The organism is Microbacterium marmarense (genome assembly GCF_037204165.1).
GTDB lineage: Bacteria > Actinomycetota > Actinomycetes > Actinomycetales > Microbacteriaceae > Microbacterium > Microbacterium marmarense.
In genome coordinates this window covers 312,906-336,140 of record NZ_JBBDGL010000001.1, presented here as the reverse complement: position 1 = coordinate 336,140, position 23,235 = coordinate 312,906, and the positions used below count along the sequence as shown (strand labels likewise).

The following is a 23,235-nucleotide window of genomic DNA, read 5'->3' as shown; positions in this document are numbered from 1 at the left end:
CGCGTTCAGCGGATTTCGTTCCGAAGAGCGGCGCATGCAATCGATCATTGCCCGCTGGGGTGGGCTGGGGGAGCGAACGATGGATGTACCTAGGTATCTGCAGGTGCTGTGGGAGAGCAAGTGGCTGCTGATTGTGGGAGCCGTGGTCGCAGCGGTCGTGGCATTTTTCGCCGGTTTCACAATCACCGATGGAGAGGTGAAGTCCCGCGCGACTGTTGAGTACTCCGCAGAAACAACGCTCCTGCTCTCTAATCCGACCGCCGATATGTTCCAAGCGGTCATTCCGGGCCAGCAGCTTGTTGAGGGACAAACACAACCTGAACAAGTCGACCTGCCCTCCAAAGCGATTCTGTTCGCATACATTCTCAGCAGCTCGCCCGTGCAGAGCGAAGTAGAGAGCCAGATAGGCGAGTTCTCTGACACCGAGAGCCTTCGCGCGGTGAGGCGCACGACGCAGCCAGGCGGAAGCGAAGCGTTTCCCGGTCAGTATTCACTGCCCCTCATCGGCGTCATCGGTCTAGCCACCTCTGAAGAACGAGCCGAAGAGATCTCGGCGACAGCTGCCAACGTCTTCATCGACGACATGATCACGCAGCAGGATGAGGCCAACATCCCGGATTCTGATCGTGTGGTCGTGAGCGTGCTCGACACCCCCGTCGCAACAGAGCTCGAGGGAAGCAACCCTGCAATCCCCGTAGCCGTCGCATTCTTGGGCGTTTTCCTGCTCTTCGTCGTAGCCGCCTTCATCATTGGCGGCGTGCGATCATCACGCTTGCAGAAGAGGGATGCCGACGATGAGGCAACGTCGAACGAGTCGCACGGCGATCACCCCGCGGCGCCCGCCGACACGAACGAGGCCATCGATGACGCCGAAGAAGAGACTATCGATGACGCGCCAGAAGAGACCGTCGATGACGCGGATGAATCTGTCGATAGCGAGGTTCATTCAGGCTCTGTGAAGGGCCGGCGCGCGCGACGGCCGAAGCGCGCCACAACCCACGCACCAACCGCGGAAGATCCGTCGCTCGCCAGCGAACCTGCACCCTAAGGTGCGGGCCGCATGAGCATTTCTTTGCCACCGCAGCGGAGTAGTCCCGATATCGAGCGGGATGAATCAGACACGCGCGCGCCGATTCCGGTGCGTCGCCAGATTGTCGCGGCATTGATCGTCGCGGCGATCGGGTTCGCGGCAATCTTGCTACTGCCCCCGCTGGCGGCGGCCGGAATGCTGGTCTTCGTGTCGATCCTGTACCTCGCCCGGAGGCTGGTCTTCACCTGGGTCGCCGGCCTCACCATGCTCGTCGCGGTCATCATGTTCATACCCGTGCGGCGATACGCAGTTCCGATTCCGCTGCCGTTCGAGCTCGAGCCGTATCGCATCATGCTCGTGTTGCTCGTGCTCGCGTTGGTTGCCGCGCTGGTGCTCGATCGCAATCGGGTCTGGCAACCCGTAGCATTCGGTTGGCCGATTGGCATCTTTGTAGCGTCGCTCGTCATTTCCATCGTGGCCAACGGCACAAGCCTTGTCGAAGACGGCCTCGCCTCATCGGCTGTCGGCGCGCTCATCAACGTGTTGCTGCTGCTTTCGACGTTCTATATCGTGCGTCAGCTGCTCACTACCGAACGCATCGTCACAGGACTGCTGCTCGGACTGGTGTGGAGCGGTGTGGCAGTCGCCGTCATGGCGATGTTCGAGCGCGCCACGAGAGTCAACCTCTTTTGGCGGTTGAACACGATTCTTCCGCTCGAACTGCTCACCGACGAAAGCGAATCATTTCGCGCAGGCGGCTATCGCGCATACGCATCGTCGCAGCATCCCATCGCCCTGTCTGTGATGTTCTGCATGCTGATTCCGCTCGCCATCTACTTGGCGCGCTACGGCAAGCGGCCGATGAACGAGATATCTCGACGAATCGTCTACGGAGCCGCCGTGCTGGTGTTGCTTGGCGGCGTGCTTTCTGCTGTGTCACGCACCGCCGTGATCGTGCTCGGGGTCATGCTCTTGCTCACGATCGTGCTGCGCCCCAACCTGGGTATCGCGCTCTTACTGCTTGCAGTTCCCGGCCTTCTCGTCGGCCTGGTCGCATTGCCTAAGGTGTTCGACACGCTCGTGCTTTCATTTCTCGATATTGACGGCCTCATTGCTTCCCAGCAGACGTCGCCAGGGTGGGGTGGAGCCGGGCGACTTGCCGACCTCGGGCCGGCGATGGCCGAAGCGCAGATGAGCCCATTCTTCGGAACGGGCATCGGAAGCAGAATCGTCGTCGGTGACGACAGCAATGCATTCATCTTGGACAACCAGGTGCTCGGCACTCTTCTTGAAACCGGTGCGGTGGGGGTGCTCGGCCTTGCTGTATTCACGCTGGCACCGGCGAGCATGCTGCTTCGCTTTGCATTCACCACATCGAAGGACGACACCCGATTCGCTCTCCTGGCGTTCGCGGTCGCAGTGTCGATGAGTGGCTACATCGCCGCCCTGTTCTTCTACGACGCCTTCGGGTTCTATCAAACGTTCTTCATCTGGTGCCTGCTCCTGGCGATCGGAGCATGGCTGCTGACCGCTAGTCCTCCCGCTCTGACCGCACGAAGCGCCGTTTCGCGCAACCGATCCGTGAACGTATGAGTGCCGATAAGCTGCATTTCTCGCCGACGCGCCCGACGATGAGCATTGTCGTCCCCGCGCACAACGAGGGCGCGCTCGTCGCGAAAACGCTGCGTTCCTTCCTGAACGATGCATCCGTGGGAGAGTTCGAAGTGATCGTGGTGGCCAACGGCTGCAGCGATGACACCGCATCTCAGGCGCGAGCAGTGCCGGGCGTTCGAGTGATTGAGATCGCAACTGCCTCGAAGATCGCCGCGCTCAACGCGGGAGACCGCGTCGCCACGAGCTTTCCGCGCGCGTACATCGACAGTGACGTGAGCGTGTCTGCATCGGCGGTGCGCGAACTTCGGCACGCCCTCGCCTCAGAAGATCGTGCCCGCGTTGCATCCCCCCAGATGGTCGTCGACTCGACGAAGAGCACCTGGCCGGTGCGCGCGTACTATCGCGTCTGGGAACAGTCCGACTACCTCACTGACGGCCACATCGGCTCAGGAATCTATGCGGTGAACGCCAGCGGCCGTTCCCGATGGGACGAGTTTCCTGACCTGATTGCAGACGATCGATTCGTTCAGCAGCGATTCACCGCTGAAGAGCGAATCAAGCTCGACGACGTCTTCGTCGTGACCGCCTCGCGCAGCATGAGTGCCCACATCCGCCGCGGAGTGCGAATTGAACGCGGCAACCAGCAACTTCCTTCCCATGTGCAGCGTGCGTCGCAGAAACCCGCTGCAAGCCGCTACCTGAGCCTGCTGCGCAAAGTGGGTGCCCGACCCGCCCTCTGGCCCAGCCTGCCCGTGTATCTGTTCGGATTCGCCTCGGTGAAGCTGCGCGCGCGACGCGACCGCCAGCGACCAATCACCTGGGCTCGCGATTCGTCGTCGAGGGAAGCCGTGACCCGATGAGCGACAGCTCGACCAACAACCTCAGTCACAAGGCGTCCCGCGGGGCCGCGGTGACGGCGGGCGGACTCTGGCTCAAGACCTTGATCCAGCTTGGGTCGACGATGCTTCTCGCACGCCTGCTTGATCCAGCAGACTTCGGGCTCGTCGCGATGATCATGGCGATCGTCGGAATCGCCGACCTCGTTCGTGATTTCGGGTTGACAGGGGCGATCATTCAGGCACGCGATCTCACGAGCAAGCAGTGGTCGGGCCTGCTGTGGTTTTCGACGTTGTTGGGCGCCGTGCTTATGGTCGCCGTTGCGGCGTCGGCTCCGCTGATCGCAGCTCTCTACGATGAGCAGCAACTGATCGTGCTCACGCTCGCGATCGCGCCGACACTGCTCGCCAACGGCGTGGCCATGCCCATGCAGGCGGCGGTGCAACGACGCATGCAGTTCGGCACGCTTGCACAGATTGATGTGATGGCGATGGCGATCGGCGTGGGGCTTTCGGTGCTTGCCGCACTCGCTGGCTGGGGGGTGTGGTCACTGATCGTTCTCGCTGGCGCCGGCCAGGTGTACCGACTCATCGCTCTCTGGGTCGCGGCCAAGCCCAAGTTCGGGCGCCCGTATATCGGTCGAGACATCCACCCCTTCGTGAGCACCGGCGGAAGCATCTTCGGCGTTCAACTGCTCAACTATGCGGTGCGCAACCTCGACAACGTCATAATCGGTCAGCAACTCGGCCCGGCCGCGCTCGGGCAGTACACACGCGCCTATGCCCTATTTCTTCTCCCCCAGCAGCAATTGACCGCACCCCTCGGGCGTGTGGCCTTGCCCGTCCTATCTCGACTGCAAGACGATGCCGAGCGCTATCGCCGTTATGTGCGTAGTGCGCTCACCGTCATCGGCTACCTGGCACTGCCCACCTACGCCATCGCCGCCGCCGTGGCGGAACCCCTCATGCTGGTGTTGCTTGGTCCAGGGTGGGATGCTGCGGCGACGATATTCGCGCTGCTCGCGATCGCGGGCGTGGCGCAGGCCGTGGGCAACGTTCAAGGGTGGCTGTACATCAGCCTCGGGCGAGCGCACCGGCAACTCGTTTACTACATCGTCACCCGGCCGTTCGTCATCGCGGCATTCTTCGTCGGAATCTGGTGGAACGGAATGGACGGACTGGCGCTGCTCTATGGGCTGGTCACGATGGTGTTGCTGGTGCCCGGATTCGCCGTTGCGATTCACGGCACATTCCTTCGCGGATGGCACGATATCGCGGCGCCGCTCGTGCGCCCAGTCCTGCTGGCGATTCTCATCTTTGGCGTCGCGCACACCACCGCGTCTCTCGTCACGGCCTGGCCGGCAATCTTGCAGATCGTCACCGCAACGCTCGCAGCCGCCGCCGTCGCAGCTGCTGCCGCGGCTATTCCCGCTGTTCGCCGCGACTACGCGATGATGATTGACTTCGTCAAGCGGGCCCGCAAGCCTCGAACCGCCCCAACCCCGGAGCAACAATGATGAGCTATCCTCGCACCCTCGTCGGCGCCATGACCGGCTTTATGATTCTCGCGCTTTCGGCGTGCTCAACGCCTGAGCCCACGCCTACAGCTGAGCCGGTCGTGACCGAGACCGTAGAGACGCCGAAAGCAGAAGTAGCGGACTCTCTGGCAGTCATCGGCGACTCGATGTCTCTGGCAGTCGCCGCATGCGACACCGCCAAGGCATGCGTAGAGGCCTCGTGGGCGGTCGGCACCGACCCAGAGGTGAATTCGATCGCGGAGCGCCTCTCGGCGGTGACCGGCAAGCAGCCGCAGACGACCGCGGTCGCCCGCATCGGAGCTGGAGTCGCTTACGCCGAACAGGCGGTGCTGTCGATCCGCGCCACGAAGGCCGACATCGTGCTCGTTCTGCTCGGTGCCAACGATGCGTGCGCCGCATCCACCGATGATGTCACCACGCCAGAGGAGTTCGACGCCTCATACAGCGAACTGCTCTCAGGCGTTCACAACGAGCTTCCCGATGCAGAACTGGTCGCATACTCGGTGCCCGACCTGTTGTGGCTGTGGCAGCTTGGCCGCGATGACCCCGAGACGGTCTCACTGTGGGGCCAGAGCCCTTCGTGCCGATCCCTGCTGGCCGACGCCGATTCGGACGAACCCGAAGACGTAGAGCGACGTGACGCAATCGACGCGGTGATTGACGAATACAACGCATCAATTCAGGAGGCCTGCTCACTTATCGAGCGGTGCACGTTCGACGACTACGCGGTTCACGACGTCGAGTTCACCGCGGAGGATGTGTCGCCGCTCGATCACTTCCATGCGTCGTTGTCAGGGCAGGCAACGTTGGCAGAAGCTGCCTGGCCGGCCGCCGAAGTCGCTCTGGAGAAATGGGACTCACGCCGATAGCTCCATGGGTGAGGGATGGACAGTGCTCACCGCACGGTTTGCCGCATTCAGCAGCGTTCGCGGCGTGATTGATTCAGGTGTGCGCATGAACGCGAGCTTGCGCCTTTGCATCTCGCGAGCGATCTGCACCTGATGATCGTCGACGTGTTCGCGGTAGCGGGCTAGCCGCGGAACAAGAATCGGGCACTTTCCCTGCTCGAAGGCGGTAAGCGCCGAGCCCGTGCCAGCGTGGGAGATCACCACATCGGCTTCACGCATGGCGGCGCAAAGCTCCTCGTGGGGCACCCGGTTTCGTCCCTCGATTCCCCAGCGCGACGTGTCTTGAGGTCCTACCTGCCAGAGCACTTCGTCGACGTCATGGAGCAGCGGAACAAGTGCATCAAACAGCCGGTCGAAGCCGTAGCCCTCTTGAGTGCCCACAGTGACGACCGCTCTGCTCACCCGCCTCGACGGCACCACTGCGGGCGCGTTCGGCACAAACTCATCGAAGATCGAGCCCGCATACGACCAGCGTTTGCTCTGCCAGGCCGGATACTGCGTGTAGGTCTGCACGGCGGGTAGCTGCTGCAGGATTCGGCCAGTCATGCTGGGACCGTCCGCGCGCGCGGCGCTCTCTATGTAATAGGTGCGGGCGCCACTGCTTGCGGCCATGGGAAGCACCGCGACCGCTGGGCTTGAACCGGTGCTGAATGCCCTGTCATAGGTGTGTGCTTTCATCACCTTTCTGGCCACGGAGTACAGTTTTGCGAGATTGACGAGGTCGCGTGGTGCGACAAAAGGCGCATAGTGCACCTCCCGATCGGCCAGCAACGAAGACGATAAACCATTCTCGAACGTCACCCAGACTTGATCCGCTGGGTCGACTCCCAGTCGACTCGACAGTGTATAGAGCTGCTTGAGATGGCCGCCCCCAGAGCAGACCATAAGTGTTTTCGCCATTTCATTCCCCAATTAGTAGGCGCCATCGTGCTTGAACATTTGAACGAGCGTTCTGCCGATAATCAGCAGATCCCCGGTGAGTGACCAGTTCTCGACGTAGTACAGATCGAGTCGAATGCTCTCGTCCCAACTGAGATCACTGCGGCCACTCACCTGCCAGAGACCCGTGATACCGGGTTTAGATATCAGACGTCGAGTCTCGTGACCCTCGTACTCCTCTACTTCGCTGGGCAGCGGCGGTCGCGGGCCGACCAAGCTCATCTCTCCGCGAAGCACGTTCCATAGCTGAGGCAGCTCATCGAGTGAGTAACGCCGAAGAACTCGCCCCACGGCAGTCACGCGCGGATCATCCTTGACCTTGAAGAGCACGTCGTTGCCGAGGCGCTTGCTTTCAAGGAGTTCTCGTTGCGCTTCGGCATCGACGACCATGGAGCGAAACTTCAGCATGGTGAAGGTCTTGCCGCCTACGCCAATTCGTTGCTGCCGAAACAGCACCGGGCCGTCGTCGCCAGCGCGGATCAGGATCGCGATTATCGCGAGAACAGGGGTGATGAGCAGGAGGCCGCCGAGAGTGGCGACAACATCGAAGAGCCTCTTGACCGAGTGCGCAAAGCCAGAGTACTGGGGCAGCTGCACATGGACCATCGGCAAACCCGCTACCGGACGCAGATGGATTCTCGGGCCGGCCACATCGGTCAGTCGTGAGACCAAGATGAGTTCAGCGCGGGAGTTCTCCATCGCCCACCCGAGCTTCCGGATCTGGTCGCGCCCGCCGGGAAGTTCGCCCGCGATCATCACCGCTCTGATCCGTGAAATGCGTGCGGTTGACACAGCGCTTTCGTACGACACGCGCGGAAGCGAGTCGAGGATCGCTTGGTCGGACGGCGAGGCCTTGTGGAGGGGCGAACTCAGCGAGACCGCCACCGGCCGATAACCGGCCGCGAGATTGCGCCGCAGCTCGACAACCGTGCGGGCAACGTCGTCAGGTGCGCCAACCACCATGACTCCGGTGGCACATCGACCGCTACGCCGAAGCAGAATCAGCACCCTGCGCCACGCCAGCCGGCCCACAAGAAGCAACACGATCCCCACGGGGAGCGCGACCGCGACGTAGCCGCGAGCGAAGTCGATCTGCGCCACGTAGCAGACGACCGCCACCGAGCCGAACGCGACAAGGGTGCCGTTGATCACGCGGGCGTACTCGGTGAGGCCCTCACCGAACAAGCGCTTGGCGCGACTTCTCACGGCCCACAGCGCGATCAGCCACACCAATCCGATCGCAGCCGCCGCGATCGCGAAATACGCGTCGATTGGTTCACGCCAAGTCGGGATCACCCCGAAGCGCACGGTGCTCGCCAGCGCCAGAGAAGCCATGATCGCCAGTACGTCGCCAATCAGCACGCCCGCGGCGAGGCGCTGATACCACCCGGGTGAACGCGGCTGGCGCGGAACCACGTCGAAGTCCGCAGAGACCGTTCTCGGTTCCACGAACTCAGCTTGATTCAACATGCTCACAGTGCCCCCAGGCACAGCAGTCGGACGAATGGTGCGGCCTGATTGCCAGGCCGCTGGATTCCCAGTTTCACAGCGGATGAAGCGATACTTCTATGCCTTGGCTCTAAAGCAACCCCCCAGGCAACACCAAAGGTAGGGGGCGCGGGTCACATCTGTAAAGTCAGCGCCGAAACACTTCACTTCGATGTAACAATGGCGATCGCATCAACAGATCGAGAATCACGCGATGGCGCGACTCCCAACTGTGTTCGCTCACGAAATCCCGTCGCTCGGCCTCGCTCATGGGCCCGATCTCAAGCGCCCGGTCAATCAGCGGTCCCATTCCCGCGGCAGTGGGTGCCACGAGAACTCGGTCGTTGATTCCGCGCACGGGCGGCAGGTCGATCGATACGACGGGAAGGCCTGCTGCAAGATACTCGTAGATCTTCAGAGGGCTCATTGCCTCGGTGAGCGCTGTACGGCGATGGGCGAGCAGCGACAGCTGGCAATTGCGCAGTGTTGCCACGAGCTCATCGCGACCGACTCCCCCGTGGACATGCACGTTGGCAAGTTCGCGCAGCTGGCTGACGTAGTCAGGGTCAGGAGACGGGCCGAGCAAAATGAAGTGCATGTCTGGCCGGCTGTGCGCGAGCGCCGCGACCGCGTCGGTGTCGAGCCGCTGATCAATCGTGCCCGCATAGACCGCTCTTGGTTTTGGAAGCGCTGCCAGCCACTCCGGTTCCGGCGGCAGCGGCGCAAGCCATTCCGCGGGCGAAACACCGTTAGGAACAACCATCGACGGGCCCAACGGCCTGATGCGATCGATGATCTGCTGGGACACCGCGGCAACGGCTATCTCGGACTCTCGTATCTGCTGGTAGGCCATTTGGTATGCCGGCCAGTACTCCTGCCGGCTGGTCGAGCTGAGCCAGTCATCACGCCCGAAGTAGAGCACACTCGATGCCCACGCGAACGGGCAGAAAGCGGCCACGAGAGGGTTTGCTGTCACGATGACGGGAACGCGCAGACCCAGTTGCTCAGAGCGTCGTTTGAGAACGGAATCGTATCGGCGGTATTCACCGACGATCGCGCCGAGCTTCGTAGGATCAGCACGACGCATTCGAGCTGGGGTGATCAGCGCTCCCCGTTTGCTGGCGGCAAACCTCGGGCCGGTCTCGGGCGAGAACCCAGCGCGCAGCACGCTAGGAATAGATCGGTACGGGTTCGCCACCAACAGACCCGCGACCTCGTCCGCATTGAGCAGCGTCTGAAGAATGCGATCCGGCGGGCGCATCATTCCGCGGGCTTCGGCGTCTGCGTACGTCTCGTAAGAGAACGTGAAGACAACGTCACGGCCCGTCGTCATTGCGGTAACTCCCGGATCACACGCGCAGGCGCGCCGACCGCGATGGTGCGCGGCGGGACATCGCTAGTGACCACGCTGTTCGCACCAATAACGGCACCCGCACCGATCTCGACCCCTGGCATGACGACGACGTTCTGACCGAGCCACGCGCCGCGTCGAATGCGCACGGGTGCGATTCGGGTCAGCGCCTGGTCACGGATGGGAATGGTCGGATCGTCGAAGCCGTGCATGTGGTCGGCAATGTAGACCCCCCGCGCCATGGCTACCGCCTCTTCGATCACCACTTCCTGCACGGCCGCGATTGAGACCTGGTTCATCCGCACGCGGTCTCCGATGTGAATCACGGTGCCGGGCGTATCCAATCGAGGAACCATGAACCACGATGAAGGCCCCACGAGAACGTTGCGGCCGATGGAGACCTTGTGCGGGTTGCCCGCGCGAAATGGCAGCATGATTCGGCTGCCCCGACCAATATGCGCGAAGCCGCCTCTCACGAAGGCTGTGAAGGCGGCGTCACGCACACGCATCACATTCTGAATCAGCTTCATGCCGTTCATGCGGCGGCTCCGTGAGCGCCATCGCTCGAAGTGACTCTCGCGCCCGCGGGCAGCATCCCATCAAAGTTCTTGCTCGCGAGGCTGGTGACGGTCGGGAGCGCGGCCAGGATCGCACCTCGAAGCTCGGGCTCGTTCTCGATGAGCATCGACACCGCCTCTGGCAGGCGCTGTTCCAGTCCCGGTCCGGGTTCGAGGCAGAGCTGCGGGGTGCCCAACAGGTTCATGAGGCCTTCGACCTTCCCTTGCGTGGCCAGTGTGAGAGCGGGCGTGCCGCTCATCGTTGACATCACGGCGAGATGCATGCGGCCTGTGACCGCGATACTCGCTCGCGCACCCAATCCGCGAATCTCGGGCGGGGTGAGAAGAGCACGCAGCGCTCTCACGCCCTCGTCGTTCGAGAACCGCGCCGCGAGCTCGTCACAGAAGGGCAGGTCGTCAGCGCCCGGTCGCGACACGTGCGGCACGATCAGCACCTTCATGCCGCTCGAGCGCAGGGTTTGAATCGTCGCGACATAGGGCTCGATGCCGGCTTCGACGAGACCGGAGGCATTGACGAGCGCAAGTCGATCGGAGTCGACAAGAGTCGGCCAGACGCGCGCCAAAGCCAGCGAATCGCCGCCCTTCGCGACAAAGACGATATCTGCCGTCTCGGTGACCTCAAGGCCATCGCGACGAGCGCGTTCCGCCGAGAGCGGGTCGCGTACGCATAGCAAGGCGCCGGCGCGGGCAGCTCTTCGCAGCTGATCCAACGCGACCGGGTGAGGTGAAGCGTTCCAGCTGAACCCAAGCACACGGGTGTTCCACCCGAGCTCCGCAAAACGGCGTGCCAGCAGCGCGCGATTCACCGACGCCCGTGGCACGTATGCACCGTCCATAATGTCTGCACCGACGATCGAGAACGTCGTCGCGTCCGATGCCGCCGCCGCGAGACGACGCAGGTCTCTGGCCCTTCCCATGGCCGAGCCATACACAAGAGCCGGAAGCTCGATCAACTGCATACGGCCGGCAAAGCGTGGCGCAACTGCGATGTCTCTCGTCGATCGCACCGCGACGATTACGTGACCTTCGACCGTTTCGACGAACGCTTCCACGAGGGCCTGATCACCGATGTTGCCGCGACCAGGTGGCGCGACCAGCACGTGTGCTTCTCCCCCCGGCGCGGGTTGCAGACGCATGAATACGCGGTCCACGAATCGGATCACTCGCGGATGGCGCAGTGGCTTCATGACCCATGCCGGAAGCTTCATTCTTGTTCGCTTCCTCCCCAGATCGACAGCAACCGCTCGTCGGTCGGCATTGGTGTCTTGCTCTCCAGCCACGCGGTATCGATTGATGCCAAGGCGAAATCCGTCGTGAACGAACCGTTCTGTACGACCATACGAGACGCATCGGCCGAGATCATAGTGTTTGTCACCGTCGCCCACTCGCCGCGTAGGTTGCCGATCAACGTCGAGTTGCGCGCCGACAGTATTCCGACGCTACCCGCGCCGTTGACCGCGGCCGGCAGCCCGGATGTGAACGCATTCGCTTCGGCAGATAACGGATACCGCTGAAGCATGCGGTCGCCCGCAACGATCAACGTGTGATCGAATACGACATTCCGCGCGTTGCTCGAGGGGATGAATGCTGCGTTCGTCGATGCGAAGATCACAGAGTCTGTGATCGTGATGCCGTCTTGCAGCGGGTTGCCCGAAAGCTGCAGGGTGTCGCAGTGCGACTTGGATCCGTCGGGCTTGTACGAAGGCGCGATGTAGCACCCCACTACGCTGATGCCCTCCACGGCGTTGTCACCAGTGCGAAAGGCCCATGCATCCGACTCGGTGACCTGTGCTTCGGGCGTGACACACTCGACGAGCTCGACCTGCTGGGCAGGCACGTAGTCACCGCCGGTGATGTTGAACGCACGACCCTTCGATCGCGCCCAGGCGAAGTCTTGCACCGAAGTGAGCACCAGGCTATTGGGGAAGGTCCAGAACCCGATGAAAGAGACGCCGATCACGCGGTCAATGCGAATGGAGTCTTCCAAGCTCACACTCGAGATGCCATCACGGGGTGTGACCACCACTCGCGATGATCTTCCGGCCGAACCGATCAGTTGGAGCACTGGAGAACTTGATGATCCCGCTCCGAAACCAGGCAGAACCCCCGGCTTCACCAGCACGCACCCGGTCAGCTCACGCGAACGCTCATCGACGTACTTGATGGCATTTCCAATGGCGGTCCAGTTGCAATCCGCTTCGACCACGACGTCGAAGTCATCTGTGAGCAGCGGCGTCCGAGTCGGCCAGTGCGCCCCGGTGGGACCGAATTCCGCATTGACCAGCGACCCACGAGGCGCGCTGGTTGCCGCCAAACTGGTCGGCGTCGGCGTCGGCGTCGGAACAGCGGTCGGGGTCTGAGCGACCGGCGAAACAGGCGCACATGAAATCAGCGTCACCGGCGCGGCGGCGAACAGCAATGAAAGCGCCGTTCGTCGTGAGATATCACCCAATGTGTGGTCCGTTCTTTTCAATCGGACGTCTTCGGCCCACGCGTGCGGAGTGAGCGCGCGTCATTCAACCGTATGGGCGACGTGCTTCTCCCAGGTTACGGCGAGAATAATTCCCCCGGGTAGTAAAGGTCTCACACCACGCGCACATAAGCCGCCCTCACACCTGTGCGAGAGCGGCTTATGTGGATGAGATATTGAAATCTCAGCGAGAATCAGAGGGGGCGGATGTCTTCCGCCTGGAGGCCCTTCGGGCCCTGCGCGATTTCAAACTCGACGCGCTGGTTCTCTTCGAGCGAGCGGTATCCACTCGCGGTGATCGCTGTGTAGTGGGCGAAGACGTCTGCGCCGCCTTCATCCGGAGCGATGAAGCCGAAGCCCTTCTCCGAGTTGAACCACTTGACGGTACCCTGCGTGCTCATTACTTGCCGTTCTTTGGTGTGCTAGCGCCCCGTGCGCTAATCACTTCCACGCTATATAACTGGGGCGATGATCGCGAGGAAATTACTCGTTGTGACCCAAATGTTGCACAGCCGTACTCCTGACGTGCGATCAAAGTCCCCAACACCATCGGACGCCCGGGCTGAGCAAACTCGAAGCCCGGACGTCGACGGATCCCCCCGGATAGGCCACGCCATGCGTGACATCCACATGGTATCGATTTATCGACGCCCGAACCAGCAATCCCGGGCGAGATCATGAGCGGCTATGCTGCGCGCATCCGGGCCTTGCCTACGTCAGAACCGACAAAAAAGTCCTGAGCCGCGACTCGTTCGTAAACGATGCCGCGACTCAGGACAATGTGTGCGCGAGGGGGGACTTGAACCCCCACGCCCTTGCGGGCACTGGCACCTGAAGCCAGCGCGTCTACCTATTCCGCCACCCGCGCATGTTGACAAGGCCAAAAAGAACCTCGAACTCAACTTCCCGAGGATATCACGCCTCCTGCACTAGCCTCGAACTGGTGGGCATGAGCTCAACTACACAAGAGGGTTCTTCGCCGACTCAGACTCTGCAACTAGCATGTACCAACCGGCACCCCCCGTCCGAGGAGCTCCGTGGGACTACTTGACAGTTTCGAGAAAGGTCTCGAGCGCGCCGTAAACAGCGCATTCGCGAAGACCTTCCGCAGCGGCATTCAGCCCGTCGAAATCGCCTCTGCGCTACGCAGCGAGCTCGACAAGAAAGCTGCCGTCGTCTCCCGCGACCGCATCCTGGCTCCGAACACCTTTACTGTGCGGCTCTCGCCCGCCGATGACGCGAATATGGCGTCGCTGGGCAACGCCCTCAACGACGAACTGCTCACGCTTGTCAACAAGCACGCGACATCACAGGGGTACTCCTTCGCGGGCAGCGTCAGTATCACCCTGACCGGTGATGAGCAGGTATCCACCGGCACGTTGCGGGTGGACTCCTCCACTGCCCAGGGCGGCACAGTGGCATGGCGTGGCGTGGTCGACGTTGAAGGCAAGCGGCATCCGCTGGTCAAGGCCCGAACCGTGATCGGACGCGGCAGCGATGCCGACATCACCATCTCCGACGCTGGCACCAGCCGCAAGCACGTTGAGATTCTGTGGGACGGCGAGCGCGCCATGGTCCGCGATCTCAACTCGACCAACGGCACGATGCTCGACGGCCATAAGATCACCGAAGCTGCGTTGCCGCCCGACTCCACGGTGACAATCGGACGCACGGCGATCGTCTTCCGCGTGGTGGCTCACTCCGCTCCTCCGAAACCCAAGCTCTCTGCCGACGACGCGACTCGCGCCTACAACCTTCGAGATGGTGGTCCCCTGGCATGAGTGAACTCACCCTGCTCCTGCTGCGCATCGGGTTTCTGGTGTTGCTGTGGGCGTTCGTGTTCGCGGTCGTCTACTCGCTTCGAGCGGATCTGTTCGGCGTGAAAGTGCGGCGGATGCCCGATGCCGCACCAGCTGGAGCGGATTCAAAAAAGTCCGCACCCTCTAACAAGACGGCTCCCGTGGCGCCGCCTGCGGCCGCGCCGCCCTCGAAAGCGGGCCCAGCCACCACCACCACGGTAGAACGCATCGTCATCACCAGCGGCCCCAAGGCGGGTCTCGAGCTGCCACTGGGTCACGAGCCGCTCACGATCGGGCGTTCCAGCGAATCTGGCCTGGTGATTCGCGACGACTACACGTCGAGCCATCACGCGCGTCTCGTGCTGTGGGGCGAGCAGTGGATGCTGCAGGATCTCGATTCGACGAACGGATCGTGGCACAACGGCACTCGCGTAACCACGCCCGTGCCGGTGATCGTGGGCGCTCCGATCAAGGTTGGCGCCACTACTTTCGAGTTGCGAAAGTAACGGGGCGGGCCCACCCATATGGTCTTTCAAGGCTCCAGCACCGCCATCTCGCACACCGGGAAGGTGCGCTCGAACAACCAGGACTCCGGCTACGCCGGCTCTAATCTGTTCGTGGTTGCCGATGGCATGGGCGGACACGCTGGCGGCGATGTGGCATCAAGCCTCGCCGTGTCTCGGCTTCAGCAACTCGACGTGCCTTACGAGTCCACCACGGTGGCCGAACGCGCACTGCAAGACGCTATTACCGAATCAGCAACCGATCTGATCGACACCGTGCACGTGCGCCCCGAGCTGGCCGGCATGGGAACGACGGTGAGCGCACTGCTGATGGTCGACGAGTACGCGGTCATCGCGCACATCGGCGACTCGCGCATCTATCTCTTTCGCGATGGCAATCTCACCCAGATCACCACCGACCACACCTTCGTGCAACGTCTCGTCGACTCTGGGCGCATCACTCCAGAAGAAGCGCGCTATCACCCTCGCCGATCGGTGCTCATGCGTGTGCTCGGCGACATGGATCCCAATCCAGAGCTCGACACCTTCATCATGCCGACTCAGCCAGGCGATCGGTGGCTGCTCTGCTCAGACGGTCTGACCGGAGTTGTCGACGACCCTCATACGAGCAAAACGCTGGCGCTCGGCCTCGCTCCCGGACGCACCGCCGACAGCCTGCTCAAGCAGGCCCTCGATGGCGGCGCTCCAGACAACGTGACGATCGTGATTGTCGACGTCGGCGGGCAGCATCCACTGTTCTCAGGCACACCCACCATCGTCGGATCAGCTTCGAACCCGACCGGCATCGAAGTTCCCGCGGCCAAGCCGAGCCGCACCAGTTGGCTGCACCCGAATCGTCAGGCCGCCAATGAACCCACTCACTTCGAGCCCGCGCCGGAGTTTCTCGAAGAGCTCATCGAAGAAGACAAACGCCGCAATCGCCGACGGCGCATCGGCTGGATCGTGGGTGTGATTCTCGTGCTCGGCATGATCGGCACCGCGCTGTGGTTCAGCTACGAATGGACTCAGACTCGGTACTTCGTGGGGGCGGACGAAGACTCCGTGGTGATCTTCCAAGGGGTGCAGCAGAATATCGGTCCGATCTCGTTGTCGACCCCGTACGAAGACACCGAGATTCCGTTGGATTCGCTCTCGGACTTCGCGCTGGCGACTGTTGAGCAGACGATCTCGGCGAGCTCTCTCACAGACGCACGCCGTATCGTCACTTCAATCAGCGAGATCGCGGGAGGAGGCGAATGAGCAACATCACCAAACCTGCCGGCGACGTCTCAACCGACACGGCGGTCATCCGCGCCCTGCGCAAGATCCGCGCACCTCAAACGCAGCGCAACCGCGAACTGGGACTGTTGATCTTCGTCTTCCTCATCAACGGGGCAGCGGTCGCACTTGTGCAACTGGGCGCCACTGATGCCCTCGACTGGACGTTCCTGATCTACTGCGGCACGCTGACGGCGATCGTATTGGCTCTGCATATTCTGCTGCGGCTGCGTGCGCGCGACGCCGATCCGTTCGTTGTGCCGATCGCCACTCTGCTCACCGGACTCGGCATCGCCGAGATCTACCGCCTCGACATCTATTGGGACCGCCACGGGTGGGATTCCTTCTCCACCCGACAGCTCGTGTGGGCAGGAATCGCCCTCGGCTGTGCGCTCATTGTGGCTTACGCGCTGCGCAACTATCGCGTGCTGTTTCGCTATACGTACATCTTCGGCTTCGTGGGAATTGCACTGCTGCTGCTGCCGTTCATTCCATTCCTGAGCACCAATGCCAACGCCAACGTGTGGATATCAGTCGGCATCTTCTCGTTCCAACCGGGAGAACTGGCAAAGATCGCGCTAGCGATCTTCTTCGCTGGCTATCTCGTGCGCACGCGAGAGAGCCTCACCTCGGTGGGAACGAAATTCCTCGGACTCACCTGGCCGCGTGCCCGCGAGCTCGGCCCCCTGATGGTGGTCTGGCTGATCTCGCTCGCCATCATCGTGTTGCAACGCGACCTTGGTACTGGCGTGCTGATATTCGGCATGTTCGTCGTCATGCTCTACGTCGCGACGGGCAAAACCAGCTGGGTGCTTATGGGCCTCGTTCTTGTGGTCGCGGCAGCACTCGTCGCCACGCAGATTCTGCCTTATGTACGCAGTCGGTTCGAGAACTGGATCTACGCGTTCGATCCCGCTGTCATTGAAGCGCCGGGCGGCAGTTACCAGCTCGTTCAGGGCATCTTCGGCATGGCCAATGGTGGCCTGCTGGGCACAGGCCTGGGACAAGGCCGCCCGTATCTCACCCCCGTCGCCGAGAGCGACTACATCTTCCCCAGCCTCGGTGAAGAGCTCGGCTTGATCGGAGCGTTCGCGATCCTCTGCCTTTACATCATCTTCACGAGTCGAGGCATTCGTATCGGGCTGGCCGGTCAAGATGACTTCGGCAAGCTCCTCGCAACGGGACTGTCATTCACGATCGGTTTGCAGGTATTCATCATGGTTGGCGGCGTAACGCGAGTGATCCCGTTGACGGGCCTGACCACGCCCTTCCTTGCAGCGGGCGGATCGTCGCTGGTTGCAAACTGGATCATTGTGGCCATCCTGCTGCGCATCTCAGATGCCGTGCGCAGTCGACCCCGGGTGGTGATCGGCTAGATGACAAAAGAACTACGCCGGGTGAGCTTGGTGCTCCTTGCCATGGTGATCGCTCTGTTTGCCTCGACGAGTTGGATTCAGGTCATCGACGCTGATGCACTCGCCGAGAATCCTGACAACAAGCGCGCACTCTACGACTCGTACGAGGTGCAACGAGGCTCGATCATTGCGAGCGGTTCGGCTATCGCGTCATCGGTGAGCACCGACGACGTGTACAGCTGGCAGCGCGTCTACCCCGACGCCGAGATGTGGGCGAGCGTCACAGGCTGGATCAACCCGGTACTCGGGTCTGCCACCGGCATGGAGCAGTCGATGAATCAGGTTCTCAGCGGCACGGCCGGATCTCAGTTCTTCTCGCGCGTCGAGCGCATCTTCACCGGTCAACCGCCGCGCGGGTCGAACGTGGTTCTGACCCTGGATGCCGCAGTGCAACAGGTTGCGTACGAGGCCCTGGGAGACTTGGAAGGCGCCGTGATCGCGTTGAATCCCGAAACTGGCGCCGTGATCGCAATGGTGTCGAGTCCTTCGTTCGACACCAACCTGCTCGCGCTTCACGATGCCGATGCGACGAACGAGTACTACGACTCTCTCGTCGCGGATCCGTCCAATCCCCTGTACAACCGCGCAATTGCTGGTGACCTCAACCCTCCTGGGTCGACCTTCAAGCTCGTGGTCGCGTCGGCGGCACTGTCGTCAGGCGACTACACCCCAGAATCCACGTTGCCCAACCCATCGACGTACACCCTGCCGCAATCCACCAGCGTGGTCTACAACGCAAGTAGGGGCACGTGCGGCGATGGCGACGAAGTGACGATCGCAGACGCCCTTCGCCTCAGTTGCAACATTCCCTTTGCTGAGCTCGCTGTCGAACTCGGCGACGACGTCATTCGCGAAGAGGCGGAGAAATACGGTTTCAACTCTTCGGTCGAGATCCCGCTGGTTTCTACCCCGTCGGTGTATCCCCGAGCACTCGATGACGCCCAGACAGCACTCACCGGCTTCGGTCAAGGTCAGGTGACAGCAACTCCGATTCAAATGGCTATGGTCTCGGCAGGAATCGCCAACGAAGGTGTCGTGATGACGCCCAGGATGCTTTCACGCGTGATCGGCCCCGACCTCACCTCGCAAGAGACATTCGAAAGCACCGAGTTCGCCCAAGCATTGGAAGCTGATGTTGCAGAGGAAATGGTCGCGATGATGGTCGCTAATGTCAGTGATGGTGCTGCGTCGGGTGCAAGAATAGACGGGGTCGAGGTGGGCGGAAAGACGGGAACGTCAGAGAACGGTGCGGATGATCCGTACACTCTGTGGTTCACCGGATTTGCTCCGGCTGATGACCCTCAGGTAGCCGTGGCCGTCGTCATTGAAGATGGTGGCGGGCAGGGACAAACGGGCAGCGGTAACTCCATCGCATCGCCCATCGCGAAGAAGGTCATGGAGGCGGTGCTAAGCAAATGAGACCAACGCAGGGTGTGACCTTCGGTGGCCGCTATGAGCTTGATTCCCGAATCGCGATCGGCGGTATGGGCGAGGTCTGGGAAGCGACTGATCATGTGATCGGCCGCACTGTCGCCATCAAAATTCTTAAAGACGAGTACATGGGCGATCCGGGCTTCCTCGAGCGCTTCCGCGCCGAGGCTCGCCACGCGGCGCTCGTCAACCACGAGGGCATCGCCAGTGTCTTTGACTACGGCGAAGAAGCGGGTAGCGCGTTCTTGGTCATGGAACTTGTTCCTGGCGAAGCGCTGTCGACAATTCTCGAGCGTGAAGGCGCACTGTCGACGGACAAAACGCTCGACATCGTGGCGCAAACGGCGGCAGCGCTGCAGGCTGCCCACGCGGCAGGTCTGGTGCACCGCGACATCAAGCCCGGAAACCTTCTGATCACGCCCGACGGTCGGGTCAAGATCACTGACTTCGGCATTGCGCGAATTGCCGACCAGGTGCCGTTGACGGCCACCGGACAGGTCATGGGCACGGTGCAGTACCTATCACCGGAACAGGCGTCTGGCCATCCCGCGTCTCCGGCGACTGACACCTATTCGTTGGGAATCGTCGCTTACGAGATCCTCGCCGGCCGACGTCCGTTCACGGGCGAATCGCAGGTCGCGATCGCGATGGCGCAGATCAATGAGCAGCCGCCGCCGCTTCCGGCTACGGTCGCGGAACCGGTGCAGAACCTCGTCATGGCGATGATCGCCAAGAAACCCGAGGATCGTCCGGCTTCATCAGCGGCAGTCGCCAACGGCGCTGCGGCCCTGCGACGCGGCGACGTCGCGGCAGCCATCGTGGCCATTCCCGCGATTGCTGGCGGCCTCGATGACTCGACGAAGCTATTGACTGCTTCAGGACAGACCTCGGCGACCACTCAACTGCTGTCTGCAACAGATCTTCCTGTCGATGCCGACGGTGAGCCCGAGAAGAAGAAGCGCAGCCCATGGACCTGGCCGCTCATCGCGCTGATCGTCTTGTTGTTGCTCGTTCTCGGTGGCACGGTATGGGCACTGCTGGCTGGGGGCGGCGACGCCGAACCTACGCCGTCAGCGAGCACGACCACGGCGACACCGACGCCCACTCGGAGTCAGACACCCACACCGACGCCGACGCCCACCTCCGAGACAGTCGATGTGAACGCTCTCGGGCTCAACGGCATGAGCTGCGACGATGCCCGAAACACCGCGCTCGAGGCTGGCATCGAGACGGTAACGTGCACCGAAGGCAATGCGGCAACTTCTGAAGATCAGGTCGACACTGTCTACTCCTTCGAACCGCAAGGAAACGTTCCCAAGGAACGCGAACTCGTGTTGACCTACTACGGCCCGATGACGGCTATCGGCGCACCCAGCGCACCCACCATCGAGGTCGGCGGTTCGGCCGCTGGATCCGTAGAAGCCGGCGCCACCGTGCAGGTCAATTGGAGCGCGTTCACGTGCCCATCTGGCACCGGGACCGTGAGCGCCTACAACCTCAAAGCAGTGAACGGCACGTTCTCGACTACCGGTGGCTCAGAAGCATCGTTCTCGCCCACCGATCGCCCGGTTGATCTGGTGGTCGCGGATCAATCCGGTCAATCGCTGTTCGTCACCTACACGGTCTCGTGCACCGGCAACGGCACGAGCCGCGATTCTGATGCATCCAGCCAGGCTCAAGCCACGATTACCGACCCAGCACCAGACCCGACGCCGACACCCACGCCGTGACCGCCGAACCACGTGTGCTGTCAGGTCGCTACCGCATCGATGAAGTCATCGGTCGCGGCGGCATGGCGACGGTGTTCCGCGGCGAAGACCTCACGCTCGGCCGCGAGGTCGCGATCAAGGTGCTTGATCGCGACTTGGCGAACGACAATGCATTTCGCACGCGGTTTCGGCTAGAAGCCCAAGCAGCCTCACGCATGGCGCACCCCACCATCGTGCGTGTCTACGACGCGGGTGAAGATGCTGCGGTCGGTGACGACGGGGTCACCCGCCCGGTTCCGTACATCGTGATGGAGCTCGTCAAGGGCAGGTTGCTCAAGGACATAATCGCGGCCGGGCCGGTGCCCGTCGCTGACACAGTGCGGTACATCGACGGCATTCTCGAAGCGCTCGAATACTCGCACCGCGCCGGGGTGATCCACCGCGACATCAAGCCCGGCAACGTCATGATCACCGAGGCCGGCGGCGTCAAGGTCATGGACTTCGGCATCGCGCGGGCTGTTTCAGACGGGTCGTCGACCGTTGCTGAAACGACAGCCATCATCGGCACCGCCTCTTATTTCTCTCCCGAGCAGGCCAAAGGCGAACCGGTCGATGCACGCGCTGACGTGTACTCCACCGGCGTGGTGCTATACGAACTGCTCGTTGGTCGACCGCCCTTCCGCGGCGAAACACCGGTTGCTGTTGCCTACCAGCACGTAAGCGAAGCGCCGATCGCTCCTTCCGAGGTGAACGACACGGTGCCGCGCTCTCTCGACGCCGTCGCCCTGCGCGCCCTGGCGAAAGACCCGTATCAGCGCTACCAAGACGCAGCGTCGTTCCGTGACGCCGTCGACGCAACGGTCGATGGTCGATCACCTTCAAAGCGACAGGTCAGCACGCTCACCAGCGAACTCTACGGCCCGAATCCGCGTCATGCGGCCGAGACAGCTCGGTCACTTCGCCAGCTCAGCACCGACACCACGATGACCCGCACTCAGGCAGGTCCCCCGGTCGCATGGATTTGGACGGGCGTCGGAATTCTGGCAGTACTGCTAATTTCGATCGCGTTCTGGGTGTTCTCGATTCGTCCAGACGAAGCTCCTCCAACGTCGGCGAGCACGGTGCCCGACGTCACGGGCATGACGTATGAACGCGCAATTGAGACCTTGGCAGAAGCGGAGCTGCTTGCAGTGCGCATCAACGAAGAAAACGCCCAGGTCGCCGAGGGCAACGTCATCCGCACGGACCCCGAAGCAGACGAGACCCTCGTTCCGGATTCAGAGGTGCGTGTCTACGTCTCCGAGGGCAAAGAGACCGTCACCGTCCCGACGCTCGACGGTCTCGGTCAAGACGCCGCAACCGCTGCGCTTGAAAGTGCGGGGCTGGAGTTGGGAATCGTCACTCAGCGCAACGATCCTTCGTTGCCTGGAGGCACCGTGATCTCGGCTGACCAGCCTGAAGGTGCCGTCGTGCCGATCGGATCTACGGTCAATCTCGAAGTCGCCTCGGGTCGAGTAACCATCACCGACGTGACCGGCTACACCGTCGATGCCGCCACTCGTGATCTTGAAGCACTCGAGCTCGCGGTTCTGACGCAAGAAGACACCTCGTGCCCGTCATCCAACGCGGACCCCGTCGTCGCCTCGCAGTCCTTGGCTCCCGGAGATGTACCGATCCACTCCGAAATCACACTCGTTTACTGCTCTGGCACGTAGCCTGCCCCGCGGTGGGGTCGCAATGCCGCGCCGCGAACCGCAGCATCCGCAAAGCCAATTGACGCGAGCCAGTTGCCCAGCAGCCGATAGCCGCCCTGTGTGAGCACACTCTCAGGGTGAAACTGCACGCCGTGCATGGGCGCAGTCATGTGCGCGATGCCCATGATCACCCCACCCTCGGTGCGACTCGTCACGACTAGTTCGTGCGGCAATGATCGGGGGAGGATGGCCAGCGAATGGTACCGCGTTGCGGTGAATGGGTCGGGCAGTCCGGCATAGATCGGGTCACCATCGTGATGCACGAGCGACGTCATGCCGTGCATGAGCTCCGGTGCACGCTCGACGGTGGCGCCGAACGCTTCTGCAATAGCTTGGTGGCCCAGGCAGACACCAAGAAGCGGGATGCTGGCAGTTGCTGCCGCGCGCACGATGGCGATTGACGCTCCCGCATCGAGGGGAGTCCCAGGACCCGGCGAGATGATGATGCCCTGGTACTGCGAGACCAGATTTTCGGGATCGTCGACAGCGTCTGCTTCAACCAGGTCTGTCGCGACGCCGAGTTCGTTGACGTAGCCGACCAGGGTATGAACGAAGCTGTCGTGGTTGTCGATCACGAGAACTGGCGCGATCGGG

Annotated in this window: 20 protein-coding genes and 1 tRNA gene; 12 read left to right on the top strand and 9 right to left on the bottom strand. The window is 62.2% G+C overall.

The genetic code is table 11. From position 1 onward, the window contains the following. Nucleotides 1–34: 34 nt before the first annotated feature. Genes WDU96_RS01540 through WDU96_RS01520 form a run of 5 tightly spaced genes read left to right on the top strand, consistent with a single transcriptional unit; the run spans nucleotide 35 to nucleotide 5,887 of the window. On the top strand, nucleotides 35–1,048 hold the full coding sequence (locus tag WDU96_RS01540) for a YveK family protein (protein WP_337336719.1): 1,014 nt from the start codon (nucleotides 35–37) through the stop codon (nucleotides 1,046–1,048). A gap of 12 nt (nucleotides 1,049–1,060) precedes the next feature. Continuing rightward, entirely contained in the window at nucleotides 1,061–2,623 is a 1,563-nt protein-coding gene (locus WDU96_RS01535) for an O-antigen ligase family protein (protein ID WP_337336718.1), read from the top strand. A gap of 38 nt (nucleotides 2,624–2,661) precedes the next feature. Continuing rightward, nucleotides 2,662–3,504, top strand: coding sequence for a glycosyltransferase family 2 protein (locus WDU96_RS01530; RefSeq protein ID WP_337336717.1), 843 nt, complete (start codon nucleotides 2,662–2,664; stop codon nucleotides 3,502–3,504). After that, nucleotides 3,501–4,997: a lipopolysaccharide biosynthesis protein gene (locus WDU96_RS01525; protein ID WP_337336716.1), complete on the top strand. Its 1,497-nt coding sequence runs from the start codon at nucleotides 3,501–3,503 to the stop codon at nucleotides 4,995–4,997. The genes WDU96_RS01530 and WDU96_RS01525 overlap by 4 nt, the downstream gene beginning before the upstream one ends. Then, the gene (locus tag WDU96_RS01520) at nucleotides 4,994–5,887 is read left to right on the top strand and encodes an SGNH/GDSL hydrolase family protein (RefSeq protein ID WP_337336715.1); all 894 of its coding nucleotides are present in this window, start codon (nucleotides 4,994–4,996) and stop codon (nucleotides 5,885–5,887) included. The genes WDU96_RS01525 and WDU96_RS01520 overlap by 4 nt, the downstream gene beginning before the upstream one ends. Here WDU96_RS01520 and WDU96_RS01515 read toward each other — a convergent pair. The 8 genes from WDU96_RS01515 to WDU96_RS01480 all read right to left on the bottom strand — a co-directional run bounded on the left by WDU96_RS01515 (nucleotide 5,876) and on the right by WDU96_RS01480 (nucleotide 13,620). Then, on the bottom strand, nucleotides 5,876–6,826 hold the full coding sequence (locus tag WDU96_RS01515; protein ID WP_337336714.1) for a glycosyltransferase: 951 nt from the start codon (nucleotides 6,824–6,826) through the stop codon (nucleotides 5,876–5,878). The genes WDU96_RS01520 and WDU96_RS01515 overlap by 12 nt on opposite strands. 12 nt (nucleotides 6,827–6,838) lie before the next feature. Next, complete coding sequence (locus WDU96_RS01510; protein WP_337336713.1) at nucleotides 6,839–8,314, bottom strand: sugar transferase; 1,476 nt, start codon at nucleotides 8,312–8,314, stop codon at nucleotides 6,839–6,841. Nucleotides 8,315–8,501: 187 nt separating this feature from the next. After that, entirely contained in the window at nucleotides 8,502–9,686 is a 1,185-nt protein-coding gene (locus tag WDU96_RS01505) for a glycosyltransferase (RefSeq protein ID WP_337336712.1), read from the bottom strand. Then, nucleotides 9,683–9,916: an acyltransferase gene (locus WDU96_RS13605; protein WP_420063936.1), complete on the bottom strand. Its 234-nt coding sequence runs from the start codon at nucleotides 9,914–9,916 to the stop codon at nucleotides 9,683–9,685. The genes WDU96_RS01505 and WDU96_RS13605 overlap by 4 nt, the downstream gene beginning before the upstream one ends. Nucleotides 9,917–10,239: 323 nt before the next feature. Beyond that, nucleotides 10,240–11,490: a polysaccharide pyruvyl transferase family protein gene (locus tag WDU96_RS01495; protein WP_337336710.1), complete on the bottom strand. Its 1,251-nt coding sequence runs from the start codon at nucleotides 11,488–11,490 to the stop codon at nucleotides 10,240–10,242. Then, a complete protein-coding gene (locus tag WDU96_RS01490) occupies nucleotides 11,487–12,734 on the bottom strand; it encodes a hypothetical protein (RefSeq protein ID WP_337336709.1) in 1,248 nt (415 codons plus the stop codon). The genes WDU96_RS01495 and WDU96_RS01490 overlap by 4 nt, the downstream gene beginning before the upstream one ends. A gap of 212 nt (nucleotides 12,735–12,946) precedes the next feature. Further along, on the bottom strand, nucleotides 12,947–13,153 hold the full coding sequence (locus WDU96_RS01485; RefSeq protein ID WP_337336708.1) for a cold-shock protein: 207 nt from the start codon (nucleotides 13,151–13,153) through the stop codon (nucleotides 12,947–12,949). A 383-nt stretch (nucleotides 13,154–13,536) separates the two neighbouring features. Further along, nucleotides 13,537–13,620 (bottom strand) — tRNA-Leu (locus WDU96_RS01480). Nucleotides 13,621–13,789: 169 nt separating this feature from the next. Between WDU96_RS01480 and WDU96_RS01475 the strand changes: the two genes are divergently transcribed. From WDU96_RS01475 to pknB, 7 genes are read left to right on the top strand one after another with little or no spacing between them, the layout of a single operon-like run. Then, complete coding sequence (locus WDU96_RS01475) at nucleotides 13,790–14,533, top strand: DUF3662 and FHA domain-containing protein (protein ID WP_337336707.1); 744 nt, start codon at nucleotides 13,790–13,792, stop codon at nucleotides 14,531–14,533. Further along, nucleotides 14,530–15,057 carry an FHA domain-containing protein FhaB/FipA gene (locus WDU96_RS01470; protein WP_337336706.1) on the top strand — a complete coding sequence of 176 codons (528 nt, stop codon included), beginning with the start codon at nucleotides 14,530–14,532 and terminating at the stop codon, nucleotides 15,055–15,057. The genes WDU96_RS01475 and WDU96_RS01470 overlap by 4 nt, the downstream gene beginning before the upstream one ends. 18 nt (nucleotides 15,058–15,075) lie before the next feature. After that, nucleotides 15,076–16,314 (top strand): PP2C family protein-serine/threonine phosphatase, encoded by a 1,239-nt coding sequence (locus WDU96_RS01465; protein WP_337336705.1) that lies wholly within the window; start codon nucleotides 15,076–15,078, stop codon nucleotides 16,312–16,314. Next, nucleotides 16,311–17,708, top strand: coding sequence for an FtsW/RodA/SpoVE family cell cycle protein (locus WDU96_RS01460; protein ID WP_337336704.1), 1,398 nt, complete (start codon nucleotides 16,311–16,313; stop codon nucleotides 17,706–17,708). The genes WDU96_RS01465 and WDU96_RS01460 overlap by 4 nt, the downstream gene beginning before the upstream one ends. After that, nucleotides 17,709–19,166, top strand: a complete 1,458-nt coding sequence (locus tag WDU96_RS01455; protein WP_337336703.1) for a peptidoglycan D,D-transpeptidase FtsI family protein — start codon at nucleotides 17,709–17,711, stop codon at nucleotides 19,164–19,166. Then, a complete protein-coding gene (locus tag WDU96_RS01450) occupies nucleotides 19,163–20,908 on the top strand; it encodes a serine/threonine-protein kinase (protein WP_337336702.1) in 1,746 nt (581 codons plus the stop codon). The genes WDU96_RS01455 and WDU96_RS01450 overlap by 4 nt, the downstream gene beginning before the upstream one ends. Further along, on the top strand, nucleotides 20,905–22,602 hold the full coding sequence (pknB, locus tag WDU96_RS01445) for a Stk1 family PASTA domain-containing Ser/Thr kinase (RefSeq protein WP_337336701.1): 1,698 nt from the start codon (nucleotides 20,905–20,907) through the stop codon (nucleotides 22,600–22,602). The genes WDU96_RS01450 and pknB overlap by 4 nt, the downstream gene beginning before the upstream one ends. On the opposite strand, the gene WDU96_RS01440 is transcribed toward pknB, so the two are convergent. Beyond that, nucleotides 22,584–23,231, bottom strand: a complete 648-nt coding sequence (locus WDU96_RS01440) for an anthranilate synthase component II (RefSeq protein ID WP_337337634.1) — start codon at nucleotides 23,229–23,231, stop codon at nucleotides 22,584–22,586. The genes pknB and WDU96_RS01440 overlap by 19 nt on opposite strands. Nucleotides 23,232–23,235: the final 4 nt, after the last annotated feature.